This window comes from Rhodococcus sp. 66b (genome assembly GCF_002076325.1).
GTDB lineage: Bacteria > Actinomycetota > Actinomycetes > Mycobacteriales > Mycobacteriaceae > Rhodococcus_F > Rhodococcus_F erythropolis.
This window is the reverse complement of the sequence record NZ_MUZB01000014.1, coordinates 1-17,664: the sequence shown is the minus strand read 5'-3', so window position 1 is coordinate 17,664 and position 17,664 is coordinate 1. Positions and strand designations below refer to the sequence as shown.

Genomic DNA, 17,664 nt, shown 5'->3' with positions numbered 1-17,664 from the left:
AGAATCGTTCGATGATCACGCGGAGCTCCGGTCAGCACGTATTCATCGCACTCGGCACGCCGTGGCTCGATGCCATGGTCGCGTTTCTCGAACCCCGTGCCCGTGTCGATCCCTGGATCATGCGCGGAAAGATGGCCATCGCCGACCTGCTGATCACTGTTCTCGACACCACTCCTCGCACGCTGCTCTGCATCGAGACCGTGGCTGCGCCCTTCGACGGCACGTCGCGGATGGAAGTCGATGAACGCCCGTACGAACTCCACGGTTTGCCCACCGTTCCAGAACTCGAACAACGATGGTCCATCACGTTTCCCACGGATCCTGGGCCGGTCGACGACGCACTGGCCGACCGGATTCTCACGGCCGGCCAGTCACACTATGCGCACTACTTCGGCGACATCGACACGCTGGATCCGACGTCCACGGCTGCCCACGCCCGAACGTTGATGAACGAGCGGGGCAACTGCACAGGTTGCAGCTCACCGATGCCGTTGCGAAAGTTCAACAGCGGCGATCGCCTTCACTTTCATTCCGCATCACGGATCTTCAGGCAGGCTGAACCTGGTGACGACTACCCAGCCGTCCTGTGCCGCAAATGCACCGGAAGGATGGCCACGTCCGGGCACACCAACTTCATCGACTACATGCTGGCGAAAAATCCACCGTGTCCGCACTGCTGTGCACACAGAACCGCTCGGTGTTCCCCGGGGGATGCCGGTCCATCCATTCGATCACCTACCGTGGCTCGCCGGAACAGGCTGCGTCGTGGGACCGGACACCCCGGAATGGACGTGCCGAGCATGCAATCACTCATGGGGACAGATGTTCCCGCCGGATCACCCGCAGCAGGACTGATCAGTTCGCGGCAAAGCCGGGAAGCCGGTCGATGTCTGCAACGATCGAGAACTCGGATGCATCGCCCTTGATGATGCGGCTCTGCTCACCGTGGACGTCGACGGGAACGTCACCGGCCAACGTCACGCGATGCACGCTGCGCGCCTGTGTCCCGTAATCGGAAATCCCGTAATGCTGGGTTGCCTGGTTGTCCCAGATCGCCAGATCACCGGGAGCCCATGACCACCGAACGGTGTTTTCCAACTTGATGATTCGTGCCTGCAGAAGCTGGTAGAGAGCAACCGACTCCGACGGCTTCAGTCCGACGAACTCCTTGACGAAGTGACCGAGAAGCAGAGTCTTCTCCCCTGTCGCAGGATGGACCCGAACCACCGGATGCTCCGTCTCGTAGATTTCGCGAGTGAATTCGGCGTAGTAGGCCTGGCGCTGCGCGTCTACCGGGTTCGCCTGATCGACAACCTCGGCATAGTCGTAGGCATTGGTGTGAACGGCCCGCAAATTCTCGACCAAGACCTTGAGCGAAGGCGGCAGTTGGTCGTACGCAGCGGTCGTCGACGCCCACGTCGTCGCTCCGCCGTACTCGGGAATGGTCGTCGCTCGCAGAATCGAGGCTTTCGGAATGCGGTCGACAAACGTCACGTCCGTGTGCCAACTGTTGGCGGCTCGGTCGAGCACCAACAGCTTGTCGCCCCTGGACTTCACCGTCGGATGCGGGGTGGTCTGGGTGCCGAGGGTTCCGGCGAATTCGTACTGCGACGTGTCGTCGAGATGATGCTGCCCACGGAAGAACACAACCTTGTGCGCTGCCAGCGCATAGTTGATCGCGTAGGCGGTCTCTTCGGACAAGTCCCCGGAGAGATGGACGCCGTCGATGCGGGCGCCGATCAGTTCGCCTACTTTGTGGACGGTGATTCCGCCGGCAGCGTAGATCTGCTCCGGGGTCTGGGTGACACGTTCGAGTTCGGTGACGGACATGGCGATCTCCTGTGAGTCGGTCAAGCCTACGGGCGCGGCAGTCGTCATGGCGCTGCCTACTGTGAACACTCAATCATTTACGCTGCGGGCTCGAATACGGTTGAACTCGAGGTGATCTCAAAGTTCGCCGCTCCCTCGCCGGAGAATATTGCCGCTCACTGGGACGAGGCCGTCGTCGTTGTCGTCATGAGCTGTAGCGTGCGATCTGCCGCACCCACGTCTACGGAGGACAGCATGCAACCCGAGGGCCCTGCCGAACAGATTCGTTCAACGCTCGCTCGCATCGCGCACCTTGCCGATACCGGCTCGGTCGAGGATTACGTGGAGCAGTTCACCCGCAAGGCCGAATGGAACATGCCGGCCAATCCCGATCGCGGTATCCCCGCACAGGTACGACGTGGCCGTGAAGAAATTGCTGCTGGAGTTCGCGAGCGTCGCGCGGCCGGCATTCAAGGTCCGGGCACATTCACACGCCACGTCACCACGGCGATCGCCGTGGACGTGACCTCGGAAACTACAGCCCGCGCGAATGCGGTGTGGGCGTTCTACGTCGACACGACCACAACTCCCAAGCTCAGTGGCGTCGGGAGCTACGCCGACGAGTTCGAACTCGAAGACGGGCGGTGGCAACTGTCGCGACGAGTGATCTCGCGCGGCTGACGTTCAGTCTTCTTCGCCGGTGATCAACTCACACCAGTCTTCGACCTGATCGATCCCCTCTTCCGTCCATTCCGGGCTCATGTCTTCCAGTGCATCGAAGACCACCTCGCAGGTCAGCATCTCCGGTGAACCCTCCGACCCCGCCGTCTCGGCGCCTTCAGCAGAAGCTGTGGCAACTGGGCCGGCGGCCAGCGCAACAGCCATCGCGCCTGTTCCGACCATCGCTTTCACACGCATCGGTTCTCCTCCTTCACTCTCGCTTCGGTCCTCGGGGTACCCGACTCGCCCCGCCCTACCCATCGCCGTCACTCATGTCCGACTTTCGGCGCCGACGGCATAGACTGAGCTCGTCGCCACCACGCTCTCGCAGCGTCGGGGGCGACAGATACACAGCTGGATCAGAATCGGAAGGCATCCCATTACAGAATCTCCCGCTCCGCACGACATCTACTTCGTACCCCCGGAGCAGGACAGCCCCAATCCCGTGGAACCGGCGTCGGCCGCGTCACGCGCACGGATGGGCGAGCTACCCGAGACCGTCCGATTCAAGAATCGTTTTGCCCTCGCGATCACGACCACCACGCCGCTCGAAGCGATGGTCGAAGATCTCCTCTTCATCCGCGACATCCTCGACGCCGCAGGAATCGAGTATCTACTCGTCCGCGGAAACGACGAGCGCCCCGTGATCGCGGTGAGCTGGACCGAGCGCAAAAACCTGCGGCAGGCACTTGTCGAGGGATGCGCCAACGCACCCTTCTATTCCAAAACCGTCGACGCGAAGAAGAGCCCCGCGCTCCTTGTCGCGGACGGTGCCCTGTCGAAAACCAACAAGTCACGGATCTTCCGCTTGTTCCGTCCGCGGGTTCACGTCGCAAGCGGCATGAACTACGGCGCCAACATCGGAGTTCAAATCGAATTGTGGTCGATTTCCGACGAAGAAATCGTCCTACCCGTCGAGAACTCACTGACACGACGAACCGTCCTCCCCGAAGAAGCTGTCCGAGGAACCGTCGAGCGATTCGGCCGGATCTGGCCGACTATCGAGAACATGTTCGCCGATCATGCCTCCGATATCAGCTTCGATATCGATCTGGTCTTTTCCTGGGTCGACGGCTCTTCCAAGGAGTTTCAGGCTCAGCGCGCCAAGCGCATGCAGAACTACATCGTCGGAGAGGGCGACGAATCAGAAGCGCGCTTCCGTCAGATCGACGAGCTCAAATACGCGCTTCGATCCATCCACATGTACGCGCCGTGGATCCGGCGGATCTTCGTCGCAACCGATTCCGATCGTCCGGACTGGCTTGCCGACGATCCGCGAGTCACGTTCATGCCCAGCGAAAAATTCTTCGCCGATCCAAGTGTGTTGCCTACCCATAATTCTCAAGCTGTCGAGTGCCAGCTGCACCATATTCCGGGTCTGGCAGAGCATTTCCTCTACTCCAATGACGACATGTTCTTCGGTCGCCCCGTTGGCCCGGACATGTTCTTCTCCCCCGGTGGGATCAGCATGTTCATCGAGGCCGACACCAGAATCGGATTGGGACACAACGACAACGACCGCAGCGGGTTCGAGAATGCGGCTCGCGTCAACCGCCGGCTACTCCAGGACCGCTTCGGTCTGATGACCACCAGGCATCTGGAGCACGCAGCGACGCCACTACGCAAAAGCGTGATGGCCGAGATGGAACGCGAGTTCGCCGAAGACTTCGCCGCAACTGCAGCAAGCACCTTCCGCGCGAGTTCCAATATCTCGGTGACCAATTCGCTGTATCACTACTACACACTGATGAGTGGACGGTCGGTGGTACAGAAGTCCGCAGCCGTCAAGTACGTCGATACGACGGTCAAAGCCGGTTTGCGCGACATGGACTCACTGCTCGCCAAGCGCTCCATGGACTTCTTCTGCCTCAACGACGGCAGCGCTCCGGAGATCGATCTGGAACTTCGCACACGCAAGATCACGGAGTTTCTGGAGAGCTATTACCCCATCCCGGCGCCCTGGGAAGCCTAGACAAAACAAGGGCCCAGCCGATTTCGGCTGGGCCCTTGCTACTTCGGTCGATCAGCGTGCTGTCGCACGCTCCCGCTGCACCGGGATGGGCAGTCCGAGATTGTCACGCAACGTCGTTCCTTCGTAGTCACTGCGGAGAACACCTCGATCCTGCAGCAGCGGCACCACGTCGTCGACGAACTCGTCGAGGCCGGTCGGCACGAGGTGCGACCCGAGGATGAATCCGTCCGAACCGTCGTTGCTGACAAACGAATCTATTTTCTCGGCAACCTGCTGCGGTGTACCGACGATCGGTCCACGCTCGAACTGATCGATCACCACTTCGCGCAGATTCAACTTCTTGCTCTCGGCTACCGCGCGCAGTTTTGCGACGGTCGCGAAACGATCTTGGTGAATGAAGGCGCGGCCCTGGATGATCGGCGGAGCCTCGGGATCCGGAGCGATATCGGGTAGTGGTCCTTCGGGGTCGTACTTCGACAGATCGAGATTCCAGATCTGTTCGAGCAGAACCAAAGCGGTCTGGCCGGTGACCTGCTGGTCGCGAATCTCTCGGTACTTCTCGATCGCATCTGCCTCCGAGGTGCCGAGAACAAAACTCGCCGACGGCAGGATCTTGATGTCACCCGGGTCACGTCCGGCCGCGACGGCACGTGCTTTGATATCGCGATAGAAATCGGCCGCCTCGGGCAACTGACCGTACGGTGAGAAGATCGCGTCGGCATTGCCGGCAGCAAAATCGCGCCCCTGCGGCGACACCCCGGCCTGCAGAATAACCGGGCGCCCTTGCGGGCTACGCGGCACTGTGAATCGGCCGTTCACGTCGAAATGCGATCCATGAAAAGCGAATTCACCGGCATCCGGTCGCGCGAGAAAGCGCCCTGATGCCTTGTCGGCCACGATGTCGTCGCTTCGCCACGAATCCCACAGTTCACGCACCAGCGCTACGGTCTCCTCCGCACGCTCGTATCGTTGCGCGCGGTCGAGGTATCCGCCGCGGCGAAAGTTCTGGCCGGTGAATGCGTCGAACGAGGTGACGACGTTCCAGGCGGCACGCCCTCCGGACAACTGATCCAGCGTCGCGAATTGGCGGGCCAGTTCGTACGGCTCGTTGAACGTGGCATTGATAGTGCCGGCCAATCCGAGGTGTTCGGTTACCGCCGCCAACGATGCAAGGACCGTGAAGGTGTCCGGCCTACCGATGATGTCTTGGTCGAAAATCTGTCCCGCACGCTCACGAAGGGCGAGGCCTTCGGCGAGGAAGAAGAAGTCGAACTTCCCACGCTCGGCGGTTCGAGCGGTGTGCTCGAAAGAATCGAACTCTATCTGGCTGCCCGCCTGCGGATCCCACCATGCAGTGTGATGGTTGACGCCGCCGAGGTAGGCACCCAGGATGACCTGCTTACGCTTCTGAGAACTCATGAAAATCTATTCCTCGTCTGTCAGGCGGCCGGAGTGCCGGCGGCGTAGCGGTTGGGAACGTCGATGGGTAGACCAAGGAGTCCGCGAAGATTCGTCTGCGGATATTCGGTGCGGAATACGCTGCGTCGCTGCAGTTCAGGCACCAGCTCACCTGCGATGGCGTCGAGGTCGTCCACGAGGACGCCCGGCCGCAACCGGAAGCCTTCGATTCCCAACTGCTGCCACCGGAGCAGGAGATCCGCCAACTCCGCAGCAGAGCCGGTGAAGGTCAGCGCGTCCGAACGGTATTCGGCGCCGGCCTGCGCGTCGAGGCGAGCGAGCCGTTCCTTTCCGGTTTCTTCCGGCGCATCGAAGAAGACGACGATGTCGGTGAAGACCCGAAGAGGTTCGCCGGTGCGCTGCACGTGTTCTTCGGCGGCTCGCACTTCACCCAGGATTGCCGTGACCTGCTCGTCGTCGAACGGCGTCACGAACACCAGATCGGCCGTCCGCGCCGCCAGCTCGTACGCGACCCGCTGATGTGCCAACGCGGTAACGACGGGATGCCCCTGCGGCGGGCGCGGAGTCACCGACGGTCCACGGACCGAGAGGTACTTTCCCTCGAAGTCGATGTAGTGCAACTTGTCTCGGTCGATGAACCGGCGCTGCTCCACATCGCGGATCTCGGCGCCGTCCTCCCAGCTGTCCCAGAGTCGCCGGATTACGTCAGCCGCCTCCGCAGCTTCGTCGAACAGGTCGCGCACGAAGTCCGGGAGGACGCCTGAAACGATCGACTGACGGTCGGCATCGGTGAGCGCTGGGATGTCGCGACGCCCGAACTGTGCTGCCTCGGATTCCGACGCCGAAACCTTCACCTGCCATCCGGCGCGACCGCGCGAGGTGTAATCCAGCGTGGCAACGGCTTTGGACACGTGAAACGGCTCGGTGTGAATGGTGGTGATGGTCGGGATCAAGCCGATGTTGCTCGTGATCGGTGCCAGTCGGGCGGCCACGAGATGTGCGTCGAGCCGAGCGCGCACCCGATCAACCGCGTCGTCGACGGGCTCGAGTGGGTTGGCCGGCACCGAGAGACTGTCCTCGATGGTGACGAAATCGAGCAGACCACGCTCGGCGGTCGTCACCACGTCAGTCCAATACGACGCGCTGAACAGCTCACTCGGGCGCGAGTGTGGCTCTCGCCAGGCTGCAGGGTGCCAACCGGCACCGTCCAGCGCTACGGCGAGATGCAACGGAGCAAGATGAGAAGAGGGGGTGGAGGTCATCGGCGCATACTCCTGTTCGAGAACTACTCGGGAGCGCACAGTGCCGACCGCAGAAACCGTCAGCACCCGACTGACGGTTCTCGTGGCGACTGCCGCTTGCGACACGCACCGCGCGTATCGCCAGGTGTGATTCCGGGGCACCCCATCGGCATGAAGGGTTGCCGTCCAGCTAGCCGGTCCTTGTTGCTGGAGCTCTGCACCTACCTCGACGGTAGTGAGTACGCGACAGCCCGGCAATCACCCCGAACTGCGCCGGGGTGCCGGAAACCGCCTGCCACCTCAGATGATCGAGCGTGCCGCCTTTTCGCTCTCGAGGATTCGAATACCGGCAGCGCTGAGCCTCCGGGCTCCCTCGGCCGCGTCGACAGGCTCACCGACCGTCACGTGCGCGCCGAGTGGAACGACCGAATGAACAATTGTCTCGTCGTAGACGTGCACCAGGTTGCACCCCTGAGCCCCGTCACGACCACGCTGACCACCGACTTCCACGTTCAAGTCCTGGGTGTAACACGTCGACGACGCCACGGACACCGGAATGCCGGCGAACGTCGCCGTCGTCGAATAGTGCAGATGCCCAGCAAGAATCGCCCGGACGTCGCTGCCACGCAAGACGTCTGCCAACCGGGACTGATCGCGCAACTCCACCAGAACCGCGAGATCCTGAATGCACGGAACCGGCGGATGATGCAGCGCCAGAATTGTTCCGTCGGGCGCGGGCACCGCCAATTCTGTGCGTAGCCAATCCAATTGACGATCCGAGATCTCACCGTAGTGATGACCGGGAACCGACGAATCCAGGGTGATCACCCGCAGTCCGTCAAGGTCGTAGACGTTGTCGACGGGATGATCGGTGGCGTCCTCGCCCAACAGCAGAGACCTGAAAGTAGAGCGGTCGTCGTGGTTGCCCATCGCCCAGATGACCTGCGCATCGATCTCGGCCGCCACGGGTTCCACGATGGCTTTCAATTCCGCGTATGCGTCGGGGTGTCCCTGGTCGGTCAGGTCGCCGGTGAATATCAGTGCATCCGGGCGTGCGCCCGAGGCCACGATCCCGCTGAGCACTTCCCGCAATCTCGTCGACGCATCCACGGCGTCGTACAACTCCCCCTGAGCCACCAGATGCGTGTCACTGAGGTGCACCAGGAAATGCTTCGGACGCGGGTACTCGGCATTCCGAACGCTCATCGGTCTCTCGCTTCCGCTTGCCGACGCTTAGGCGCCGGTGCGGCACCTACTGATCGTCGAGACTAGTCAACCGACCAACAGTGACTGATCGGGGCACGCCCGACGAACACGAAGCGAACTCCCGCGGCGACCCTCGGGATCGAGTAGTTGAAGCTGCGAGTAGTGTGTGGACAGTGTTGTTCCTGACCAGTCGGCGTTACGTCGACCTTCGCCTGCAGGCGAGCGCAATGTGTACGCGCTCGCTCTGACCTGACGCGTACCAGGAAACATTTCTTCGAATCTGCCCGGCCTCTGGTGCCGCGCTGCGTTTCGCTCCCTTGATTTTCGAAAGGCATAGTCATGCCCAGCTCCACCTCCACCGGCGTGCCGGAAAAGTCCACGTCCCGTTTTCCGTCCTGGGCGACGGCATTCGGACCGCAGATCGTCGCCGGTCTCGTACTCGGCGTCATCATCGGTCTCGTCGCCCGGGCAATGCCTGATGCAGCCGACGGCAACGTCAACTGGTTGGTCGGCACCGTGCAGACCATCGGTTCGAGTTACGTCAAGCTGCTCACCGTTGCGGTGATCCCGCTGGTGTTCACCGCCATTGTCAGCTCCATCGCCAACCTGCGCCAGGTCGCCAATGCAGCTCGCCTGGCCGTGCAGACCTTGCTCTGGTTCGCGATCACCGCTTTCATTGCTGTGATCATCGGCATCGTCGTCGGCCTGATCACTGATCCCGGTTCACGGACCGACGTCGCCGCCGAAGCAGCGAAGGAACCCAAGAGCTCCGGCTCGTGGTGGGCGTTCATCACCGGACTGGTTCCGAACAACTTCCTGGGGTTGGGTGCAAAGACTTCCGTCGCCGAAGGCGTGGCGACTACATCGCTGAGCTTCAACGTCCTGCAGCTGCTCGTCATCGCCGGCGCAATCGGCATTGCTGCACTCAAGATCGGTCCCAAGGCTGCGCCGTTCCTCGAGTTCAACGCTTCGCTGCTCGCGATCGTCCAGAAGGTCCTGTGGTGGATCATCCGCCTCGCCCCGATCGGCACCGCCGCGCTGATCGCCAACGCTGTCGCCACCTACGGCTGGGATGCGATCGGCTCGCTGGGCGTCTTCACCGCCGCCATCTACATCGGTCTGGCCATTGTCTTCTTCGTGGTCTACCCGATCCTGATTGCCGCACACGGTCTCTCGGTTCGAAGCTTCTTCTCCGGTGTCTGGCCCGCGACTCAGCTCGGATTCGTCTCGCGCTCGTCGATCGGCACCCTGCCGCTGACCGAACGCGTCACCGAACGCAACCTCGGCGTTCCTCGTGAGTACGCCTCGTTCGCAGTTCCGCTCGGTGCCACCACGAAGATGGACGGTTGCGCCGCAATCTATCCCGCGATCGCGGCAATCTTCGTCGCCGGCTTCTACGACGTTCCGCTGACCTTCACCGATTACCTGCTGATCGTCGTCGTTTCGGTCATCGGCTCGGCAGCAACGGCCGGAACTACGGGTGCGACAGTCATGCTCACACTCACACTCTCCACCCTGGGTCTTCCCCTGGCCGGCGTCGGACTGCTCCTCGCAGTCGAACCGATCGTCGACATGGGCCGTACCGCAGTCAACGTCACCGGCCAGGCTCTGGTTCCGGTCATCGTCGCAAAGCGTGAGGGCATTCTCGACAAGGAACGCTTCGACGCTCCCCGCAACGGTGATCCCTTCGCCGAGGAACTTGTCGACGCGTAACCCTCGCTGACAGCAGCAGCGTCCCCGCACCCGAGCAATACGGTGCGGGGACGCTGCTTTTCACCCCAGGTTTCACCCTTACCGAAATAGACCATTTGGTCGTTATGGCCAGTATGCTCAGCCGGCACAGCCCTCCGAAGTGGAAGGGCTGCCCAGTTGAACACGAGGTCACATGAAGCTCCGCCGTCTGGCATTCAGCATCGCAGGTTGCGCCGCAATCACTCTGGTTGCCGCACCCGCCGCTCAGGCATCCACGGTTTTCGATTTCCTACCGATCGAGATCGCACGCATGATTCCGACTGGCTCTGCCGACGCAGTCCAGCCGTTCCTTCCCCCGGTCTTCGCACCGCCTGCACCGCCCGCTCCGCAAGCGCCCCAGAACCAGCCGGCGCCGCAGAACACTCCCGCACCGGCGCGGTATTACCAGAACTGCACTGCCGTGCGTAACGCCGGCGCAGCTCCGTTGTACCGGGGCCAGAACGGATATGCCCCGCATCTCGACCGGGACAACGACGGCATCGCCTGCGAGTGATCCAACGCTCGGGTTGTGGTGCACCCACAACCCGAGCACTGTTGTCGAACCGTCAGACGCCCAACGCCCGGGACAAAGTCGGCCACGCCTTGGGTAGTCGTTCACGCCAATATGCCCACGCGTGTGTGCCGTTCGGCTCGTAATCTACCTGCGCCGGAATCTTCAGCTCCTGCAACCGCGCGTCGAACATCTTGGTGCAGGCATGCGCAGCAACCTCGATGCCGCCGCCGATCACCAGACGCTCGAGTAGTTCCGGAGTCTGCAGCGTCTCGTCGGATCCGGGACGACCATTTGCCGTCGACACGTAGATTTCCTTGCCACGCAGCTTCTCTGCGTTGATCAACGAATCGTGTGCCTCCCACTCGGGGCCTCCTGGCACACCCCAGATGTTGGCCGGATCTCCGCTTCGCGAAGAAATCGTGGCCTGGACGGCAGTTCGGCCGAGCGGATCCATCGTGGAGTAGCAGCCACTGAAAACCGCGACGCCACGATACATGTCCGGAAAGCGTTGGGCGAGCATCATTGCGCCCATCGCGCCCATGGAATTGCCGGCAATCGCGTTGATGCCGTTGGTCTTCAACCGTGCGTCGATCAGCGGTGGCAACTCTTCGGTGATGAAGGTTTCCCACTTGTGCAGTCCCAGCCGCGGATCCGGATTCTCCCAGTCCGAGTACAGGCTCGCGATCCCACCGTTGAGCATCACGACGTTGACGTTCTTGTCGGCGAAGAACGCCGGGGCGCCGCCGATCGTCATCCATCCGCTGCTCTTCTCTCCGGCGTCGACGCCCTCGAGCATGTACAGCGCCGGGCGCGGAACCGAATTGTCCGCGGGTAGCAAGATCTCGACGCCGACCTCGCGTCGAAGTGCAGGCGACGCCACCGTCAGCCTGACTGCCTGCGGTGCGGTCACCTTCTCGCCGACGATGGCCGGGACGACGATGTCGTCGCGCAGCTCCGGCTTGGGGCCCGGATCCTCCTGAAGCGGTCCTGGGATCGTCGACCCCGAACTCACGCTGCCCTCGACGCTGCCCAGACTTCCCGAGCTTCCCGAGCTCCCGGAACTCGGCGCTGCCGTCGACAGTCCGCCCAACTGCAAAGAAAGTGCACAAACGGCCAAACACACCGCACCTGTGCGCGCAGATCGGATCCACGCACGCCGCTCAGTCCTCATGAAACTCCCAAACCAGTCAAAGATGTTTCCGTGAACATACCGTGCAGTTCGGACTTTCTTGGACAAACGACCACGACAAGATCTGTCGGTCGCCGCTACTAGGCTGGCCCCCGTGCAACCGGATTCAGTCAGGGCCCTCGACCTCGACCGAATTCGCGCTGTCGTGGGCACAACCACCTACGAACGCGGACTTGTCTACCTGCGCCAGAATGCAGTCGAATCCATCGGATGGAACGACACCACTGACACCTTGACCGGCGCTGTATCGGGAACTGCGCGAGAGCCGTACACCTGCACGATTTCGGTAAGTCGCAGCGCGGCCGGTACAGCAATGTTCACGCGTGGCCTCTGCACGTGTCCCGTGCGGATGAACTGCAAGCACGTAGTCGCGTTGGTGCTCGCAGCGGTTGCCGAGGCGAACAAGACTCCACAACACCTCGGATGGGACAGCGCGCTCGAGGAGTTGCTCCGACCAGACCCGGCCGGCCGCACTACACGTGGACTTGGCATTCAATTCACCACCCGAACCAAGGGCGCATCGACAAGGCTCATCGTCAAACCCGTACAACCAGGAGCGAGAGGGTGGATCTCCGGCGGGCTCGCCTGGAACAAGCTCGGAAGCACTTTTCAGTTTCCCTCGGATCACCTCCGGGTTCTACGCGACATACATCTCCTCCACAGCGCCGGCAATTACTACAGAAATCAAAATGCCGCGGAAATCGATCTTGCCGGGTTCGCGAGCCCGCAACTCTGGTCTCTTCTTCGTGAGGCGATCACCGTGGGCGTTTCACTCGTTCACTCGAAGGCCGGCCTCGGCAACATCTCCCTACTCGACGATGCCAGCATCTGCCTCGACGTCCACGGTGCAGAAGACAACAACCTCCGCCTGACGCCCCGAATTCAGGCCGGTGGGCACATCGTCACCCATACCGACTGGGGACTCGTCGGCACGCCGGCACATGGCGTCTTCGCGCTCGACGCCGCCAACGCGATCACTCTCGCACCACTGCACACGCCGATAACCCACCAATTGAGGCAGTTGATCGACTCCGGAAAATCGGTCGACATACCCGCCGAGCATCGGGATGCATTCACTTCGCGGTTCGTGTTCAAACTCGGAAACCTCGCTCCCGTCATATCTTCCGACGGCGCCTACAACCCACCGACTGTGTCCGGTCCTCGGCTACAACTGGTCGCCACGTACGCGGACAACCACCGCATCGACATCGAATCGGCATGGAAGTACACAGTCGATGCCGACGAACTGATCATTTCTACCGCAGACACAACCACCGACGAGTCCGAGATCCGCAACCACGTTGCCGAAGATGCCATTGCCAAGAGCCTCGGTGCGGCCGCGGCGAAGGCCACTCTCGCGGGAATGTTGGCCGGCCTCGATTCCATGCAGTTCACACTCGACCTCCTCCCCCAACTCGACGCGAACGACGACGTCGACCTCACCGTCGTGGGCACTCCCGCCGACTATCGGCCCGCAGACGACGCTGTCGTGATCGGCCTCAGCACGTCAGCCCCCGACGGGAGCAGCGGATCCGACTGGTTCGACCTCGACGTCACCGTCGACGTTGCGGGACAAGGCGTTCCGTTCACCACACTGTTCTCCGCCCTGAGCAAGGGTGAGACTCACATACTGCTGCCGGACGGCGCCTTCTTCCGACTCGACGCACCTGACCTTCTCGGTCTACACCGACTCATCACCGAAGCGCGGTCGCTGCTCGATCGACCAACCGGCAAACTCGCGATCAGCAAGTTTCAAGCCGGGCTGTGGGAAGAATTGACGACACTGGGAAGAGTCGAACATCAGGCAGCAGCTTGGAAGAAGCAGATCGCAGGATTGCTCGGCGGTTCCGGGATCGATCCCGTCGACGTCCCCGCCACGTTGACGGCAACACTGCGCCCCTATCAGGTCGACGGATTCCGCTGGCTCAACTTCCTCCGGCAGCACAGCCTGGGCGGCATACTCGCCGACGACATGGGCCTGGGCAAGACCCTGCAAACTCTCGCAATGATCTGCACTGCACGGCAATCGAATCCAGCGGCGCCGCCCTTTCTGATCGTTGCTCCCACCAGCGTGGTCTCCAATTGGAAATCCGAGGTGGCCAAGTTTGCACCAACCCTCCACACCGCTGTCATCACGGATACTCTGCGGCGCAGAAGAACCGACCTGGCAACACTCGTCGACGGGGCGGACATCGTCGTGACGTCGTACGCTCTCTTTCGCCTCGACACCGATGCGTATTCGGCGGGCGTCTGGTCCGGACTGGTACTCGACGAAGCCCAATTCGCCAAGAACCACAAGTCCAAGGTCCACAAGTGTGCGACGGCAGTGAACGCACCCTTCAAACTCGCGATCACCGGCACTCCCATGGAAAACAATCTCATGGAGTTGTGGTCGCTCCTCGCGATCACTGCACCAGGACTGTTCCCCAGTCCCACTACCTTCACCGACGTCTACCGCAACCCCATCGAAAAGGAAGGCGACACAGAGCGATTGGCGCAACTTCGGCGGCGCGTCAAACCGCTGATGGTTCGGCGCACCAAGGAACAGGTGGCTGCAGACTTGCCGCCGAAGCAGGAGCAGATACTCGAGATCGAGTTGCATCCGAGCCATCGCGCGATCTACGACACCCACCTGCAACGCGAACGGCAGAAGATTCTCGGACTGCTCGACGACGTCGACAAGAACCGATTCACGATCCTGCAATCGCTGACGGTGCTACGCCAACTCAGTCTCGACGTCTCGCTGGTCGACGAGGAAAGCGGACCTGTCCCCTCAGCCAAGGTCGACGCTCTCGTCGAGCAATTGGACGACGTCATTGCCGGCGGACACCGTGCGTTGATCTTCAGCCAATTCACCGGGTTCCTCGGTTCTGTCCGCAAACGACTCGAAGCGGAAAAAATTCCGTACAGCTATCTCGACGGTTCGACGCGCAATCGCGGTGAAGTGTTGGAGGAGTTCAAGTCTGGCGTAGCCCCCGTATTCCTGATCAGCCTCAAGGCTGGTGGCTTCGGCCTCAATCTCACCGAGGCCGACTACTGCTTCATTCTCGACCCTTGGTGGAACCCGGCCGCCGAGGCACAAGCGGTCGATCGTACTCACCGCATCGGGCAGACACGAAACGTCATGGTCTACCGTCTCATTGCCAAAGACACGATCGAAGAGAAGGTCATGGCGCTCAAAGCCAAGAAGTCGGCATTGTTCTCGAATGTCATGGACGCCGAAGGGACACTCGGCACCGGACTCGACGCCGAGGATCTTCGCGCGCTGTTCGAGTGAGGTAGCTATTCGGTCGAACCGCACCTACCCGCTCACGGTAATGTGAGTCGAGAACGGACAACACAGAACTCCCGAACGAAGAAATCCACTTCGTTCGAACGAGAGGAACCTGAATGGGCGTCACACTTGCCAAGGGCGGCAACGTATCTCTGTCGAAGGCCGCACCCAACCTCACCAAGGTCGCAGTCGGTCTCGGCTGGGATGCACGCAGTACCAGTGGTGCCGACTTCGACCTCGACGCCAGTGCGTTGGTCACAGGCCCGGAACGCAAGGTCCTTTCCGACCTGCACTTCGTCTTCTACAACAACCTTCGCTCGCCCGACGGATCCATCGAGCATACCGGCGACAACCTCACCGGTGAAGGTGACGGCGACGACGAAGTCATCAACGTCGACCTCCCGGCTGTACCGCCCAACGTCACCAACATCTTCTTCCCCGTCTCGATCCACGACGCCGATGCCCGACTCCAGTCCTTCGGGCAGGTCACCAACGCCTACATCCGCGTCGTAGATCTGTCGAATGGATCCGAGCTGGCACGATACGACCTCTCGGAAGACGCTTCCACCGAGACCGCCATGCTTTTCGGTGAGCTCTACCGCCACAACGGCGAGTGGAAGTTCCGCGCAGTCGGACAGGGCTACGCATCCGGACTCGCCGGCATCGCCCGCGACTACGGCGTCAACATCTGATCTCTACCAGGACACGAAACGGGGTTCGATTCGGCATTGCCGGATCGAACCCCGTTTCGGTTGTCTGCATCGTACGCGCGAGTTAACGCTGCAGGATCGCCCTCGCGAGGTGAACAGCCCAGGGAGAGTCCTCTTTGGTGCCGAACTTCCCCAGCTCGTACCCCGTAGCGCCGATCAAACCGAGCACCTCTACGGTGCTCCCGGACGTGTCACGTTTGGAAGTCTGAGCGCCGGACATGAGGATGCTTGACGACCGAATCGACTCCAGTGCTCCCGCGACGAAGCGATGACGATCTGCCGGCGACAAACCAGCGGCTACGGCGAGGAGGACAAGAAGTTCCACTGCTCTCTGCGAGCCGCCCGGCGCAACCGGAACGCTGTCGACGATCACCGACCACATGATTGATGCGTCCCGCTGCGCTGACTGTCCCCGCTTCGTCAGCACAATCTGCCCTTTGTGCTTTCGCACCAGGCCAAACCTCTTGAGTACTGCGAAGAGTGATCGCCCCTTGGGAAGGTTGACAGGTCCTAGTTCGGGTTCGTCGAGCATCGCGTCGACCGTCGTGAAGAAGTCATCAGCGTCGACCCCTTCGACACCGATCAGCGTCAAGACCGCTTGAAGGCGTTGGCCCGCCTCGACGTGGACCAACTCTCCGATTGCCGACTCATCGTCAATGCCGGCTCGGGCGAGGACCGCGCGCAGTTCCGGGACTCGCGAGGGTTGCAGGCATTCGACGAGCATTGCGGTGTCGTACGGCGCAACGATCTCGTCCGGTCGAGGTATATGAAGCCGATTGTTGACCTCAGCGATCTCGAATCGTGTCGGCTCGAAGTCGGTTTGCGGCCATTCGAGGGTCCATTCGTGGGAGCGCAACTTCTCCGAAGCGAGGACACCGAGGAGCTGCTCGTACTCGTCAGGCCCGACGCATTCCTCCGGCGGACACGCACCGCGACCCGCGGCACACACAATTTGGAATCCGTCGGGCAGTACTTCCGAAGATTCAAGTGTCAGCGTGTGACTCCAGTTTCCGAAGCGTCCGTAGCGATATCTAAGTTCATCGCCGGGCGAGACCATGACCTCGTCCAGACGTACCGCAGACTCTACGATCGCCACTCGTCCGGCGAGGCGCTGCTCGGCGTTGCTTCCGGAAGCTACATACTCTTCGACCTCGCCGGGAAATCTGGTTCCTGACTTGGACCACGCGTGCGAATGACGGTCACTCCACCCCATTGCCCGTTGAACCACCGAATGCAGGTCACCCAGATTCAAATCCGACGCGACGAGAATTCGTCGCCAGATCTGAGTGGATACATTGTCGACGCTGATACGTATCGCGTATTGCGCCGGAACCGCGCGCCTCTTCGAACGTAACGATCGCGCAATCTGAATGCCCCCACGCACTCCGCCAGCTTCTTGTACAAACCTTTGCAGTTCTTCAGGTTCCGTCGGAACGAGTCGCAAATGCGACACCCGCGAGCTGCTCAACCCCACCATGACACTCAGCCTAGGCCAAAGTACTAGGGACAAAGGCACAAAATCGGAGAGTACTTCGCACCTATGAGAGGGTTCACAATCTGTACCTTGGCTAACCAGTCGCTACGTGCGTCGGCGCTGGCATCTTCCTCACCCAATTCCTGCCCTGATCGTGCCCTGATCGTGCCCTGATCGTGCGAACGGTACGTTGGGTCGATCTGAGGCGACGAACGTGTCGTTCGCTCGATCCCGGACGGGGTGGTGAGCCGGCGACGGGATGTTTCGGGGTGTTTTGGGTACGAGAAAGCCCCCCAACCATCACTGGTTGGGGGGCTTCTCTTAATTTGTGTTCGGCGGTGTCCTACTCTCCCACACCCTGTCGAGTGCAGTACCATCGGCGCTGAAGGGCTTAGCTTCCGGGTT

General features: G+C 61.4%; 14 protein-coding genes, 1 rRNA gene and 1 riboswitch. Of the genes, 7 read left to right on the top strand and 8 right to left on the bottom strand.

All coding sequences use genetic code 11. The features are described 5' to 3' along the window. Positions 1-11 precede the first annotated feature (11 nt). On the top strand, positions 12-926 hold the full coding sequence (locus B0E55_RS24250; RefSeq protein WP_241896134.1) for a hypothetical protein: 915 nt from the start codon (positions 12-14) through the stop codon (positions 924-926). On the opposite strand, the gene B0E55_RS24245 is transcribed toward B0E55_RS24250, so the two are convergent. Next, positions 856-1,830 carry a TauD/TfdA dioxygenase family protein gene (locus B0E55_RS24245; protein ID WP_080910662.1) on the bottom strand — a complete coding sequence of 325 codons (975 nt, stop codon included), beginning with the start codon at positions 1,828-1,830 and terminating at the stop codon, positions 856-858. The genes B0E55_RS24250 and B0E55_RS24245 overlap by 71 nt on opposite strands. 111 nt (positions 1,831-1,941) lie before the next feature. On the opposite strand from B0E55_RS24245, the gene B0E55_RS24240 reads away from it, so the two are divergent. Beyond that, complete coding sequence (locus B0E55_RS24240; protein WP_241896133.1) at positions 1,942-2,490, top strand: nuclear transport factor 2 family protein; 549 nt, start codon at positions 1,942-1,944, stop codon at positions 2,488-2,490. Positions 2,491-2,493: 3 nt separating this feature from the next. Here B0E55_RS24240 and B0E55_RS24235 read toward each other — a convergent pair whose 3' ends face one another. Next, the gene (locus B0E55_RS24235; protein ID WP_080910610.1) at positions 2,494-2,727 is read right to left on the bottom strand and encodes a hypothetical protein; all 234 of its coding nucleotides are present in this window, start codon (positions 2,725-2,727) and stop codon (positions 2,494-2,496) included. A 280-nt stretch (positions 2,728-3,007) separates the two neighbouring features. Between B0E55_RS24235 and B0E55_RS24230 the strand changes: the two genes are divergently transcribed. Beyond that, positions 3,008-4,501: a stealth family protein gene (locus B0E55_RS24230; protein ID WP_020970156.1), complete on the top strand. Its 1,494-nt coding sequence runs from the start codon at positions 3,008-3,010 to the stop codon at positions 4,499-4,501. A 51-nt stretch (positions 4,502-4,552) separates the two neighbouring features. Here the strand turns inward: B0E55_RS24230 and B0E55_RS24225 are convergent, their stop codons facing one another. The 3 genes from B0E55_RS24225 to B0E55_RS24215 form a co-directional block, all read right to left on the bottom strand. Further along, positions 4,553-5,920 (bottom strand): NtaA/DmoA family FMN-dependent monooxygenase, encoded by a 1,368-nt coding sequence (locus B0E55_RS24225; protein WP_020970157.1) that lies wholly within the window; start codon positions 5,918-5,920, stop codon positions 4,553-4,555. A 20-nt stretch (positions 5,921-5,940) separates the two neighbouring features. After that, a complete protein-coding gene (locus tag B0E55_RS24220; RefSeq protein ID WP_151531919.1) occupies positions 5,941-7,287 on the bottom strand; it encodes an LLM class flavin-dependent oxidoreductase in 1,347 nt (448 codons plus the stop codon). After that, positions 7,270-7,383, bottom strand: a riboswitch (SAM riboswitch). It overlaps the preceding gene by 18 nt. A 78-nt stretch (positions 7,384-7,461) precedes the next feature. Then, positions 7,462-8,367, bottom strand: a complete 906-nt coding sequence (locus B0E55_RS24215) for a phosphodiesterase (RefSeq protein WP_080910609.1) — start codon at positions 8,365-8,367, stop codon at positions 7,462-7,464. 339 nt (positions 8,368-8,706) lie between these two features. Here B0E55_RS24215 and B0E55_RS24210 point away from each other — a divergent pair, with 339 nt between their 5' ends. Both B0E55_RS24210 and B0E55_RS24205 read left to right on the top strand, forming a co-directional pair. Further along, positions 8,707-10,080, top strand: a complete 1,374-nt coding sequence (locus B0E55_RS24210) for a dicarboxylate/amino acid:cation symporter (protein ID WP_042952395.1) — start codon at positions 8,707-8,709, stop codon at positions 10,078-10,080. Positions 10,081-10,252: 172 nt separating this feature from the next. Continuing rightward, positions 10,253-10,612 carry an excalibur calcium-binding domain-containing protein gene (locus B0E55_RS24205; RefSeq protein WP_020970160.1) on the top strand — a complete coding sequence of 120 codons (360 nt, stop codon included), beginning with the start codon at positions 10,253-10,255 and terminating at the stop codon, positions 10,610-10,612. A 52-nt stretch (positions 10,613-10,664) separates the two neighbouring features. Here B0E55_RS24205 and B0E55_RS24200 read toward each other — a convergent pair whose 3' ends face one another. Then, positions 10,665-11,783, bottom strand: coding sequence for an alpha/beta hydrolase (locus B0E55_RS24200; protein ID WP_019749282.1), 1,119 nt, complete (start codon positions 11,781-11,783; stop codon positions 10,665-10,667). A 112-nt stretch (positions 11,784-11,895) separates the two neighbouring features. Between B0E55_RS24200 and B0E55_RS24195 the strand changes: the two genes are divergently transcribed. Beyond that, positions 11,896-15,078, top strand: a complete 3,183-nt coding sequence (locus B0E55_RS24195; protein WP_080910608.1) for a DEAD/DEAH box helicase — start codon at positions 11,896-11,898, stop codon at positions 15,076-15,078. A 113-nt stretch (positions 15,079-15,191) separates the two neighbouring features. Continuing rightward, on the top strand, positions 15,192-15,767 hold the full coding sequence (locus B0E55_RS24190; RefSeq protein WP_003940660.1) for a TerD family protein: 576 nt from the start codon (positions 15,192-15,194) through the stop codon (positions 15,765-15,767). 82 nt (positions 15,768-15,849) lie between these two features. Here B0E55_RS24190 and B0E55_RS24185 read toward each other — a convergent pair whose 3' ends face one another. Beyond that, positions 15,850-17,169: a plasmid pRiA4b ORF-3 family protein gene (locus B0E55_RS24185; protein ID WP_241896132.1), complete on the bottom strand. Its 1,320-nt coding sequence runs from the start codon at positions 17,167-17,169 to the stop codon at positions 15,850-15,852. A 420-nt stretch (positions 17,170-17,589) separates the two neighbouring features. Further along, positions 17,590-17,664, bottom strand: a 5S ribosomal RNA gene (rrf, locus tag B0E55_RS32670); the annotation flags it as partial.

What these genes read in the sequence shown, in the direction of transcription:
- B0E55_RS24215 (WP_080910609.1), bottom strand. Translation starts at nt 8,367, where the DNA reads ATGAGCGTTCGGAATGCCGAGTACCCGCGTCCGAAGCATTTCCTGGTG.
- B0E55_RS24245 (WP_080910662.1), bottom strand. Translation starts at nt 1,830, where the DNA reads ATGTCCGTCACCGAACTCGAACGTGTCACCCAGACCCCGGAGCAGATC.
- B0E55_RS24225 (WP_020970157.1), bottom strand. Translation starts at nt 5,920, where the DNA reads ATGAGTTCTCAGAAGCGTAAGCAGGTCATCCTGGGTGCCTACCTCGGC.
- B0E55_RS24250 (WP_241896134.1), top strand. Translation starts at nt 12, where the DNA reads ATGATCACGCGGAGCTCCGGTCAGCACGTATTCATCGCACTCGGCACG.
- B0E55_RS24230 (WP_020970156.1), top strand. Translation starts at nt 3,008, where the DNA reads ATGGGCGAGCTACCCGAGACCGTCCGATTCAAGAATCGTTTTGCCCTC.
- B0E55_RS24190 (WP_003940660.1), top strand. Translation starts at nt 15,192, where the DNA reads ATGGGCGTCACACTTGCCAAGGGCGGCAACGTATCTCTGTCGAAGGCC.
- B0E55_RS24235 (WP_080910610.1), bottom strand. Translation starts at nt 2,727, where the DNA reads ATGCGTGTGAAAGCGATGGTCGGAACAGGCGCGATGGCTGTTGCGCTG.
- B0E55_RS24205 (WP_020970160.1), top strand. Translation starts at nt 10,253, where the DNA reads ATGAAGCTCCGCCGTCTGGCATTCAGCATCGCAGGTTGCGCCGCAATC.
- B0E55_RS24210 (WP_042952395.1), top strand. Translation starts at nt 8,707, where the DNA reads ATGCCCAGCTCCACCTCCACCGGCGTGCCGGAAAAGTCCACGTCCCGT.
- B0E55_RS24200 (WP_019749282.1), bottom strand. Translation starts at nt 11,783, where the DNA reads ATGAGGACTGAGCGGCGTGCGTGGATCCGATCTGCGCGCACAGGTGCG.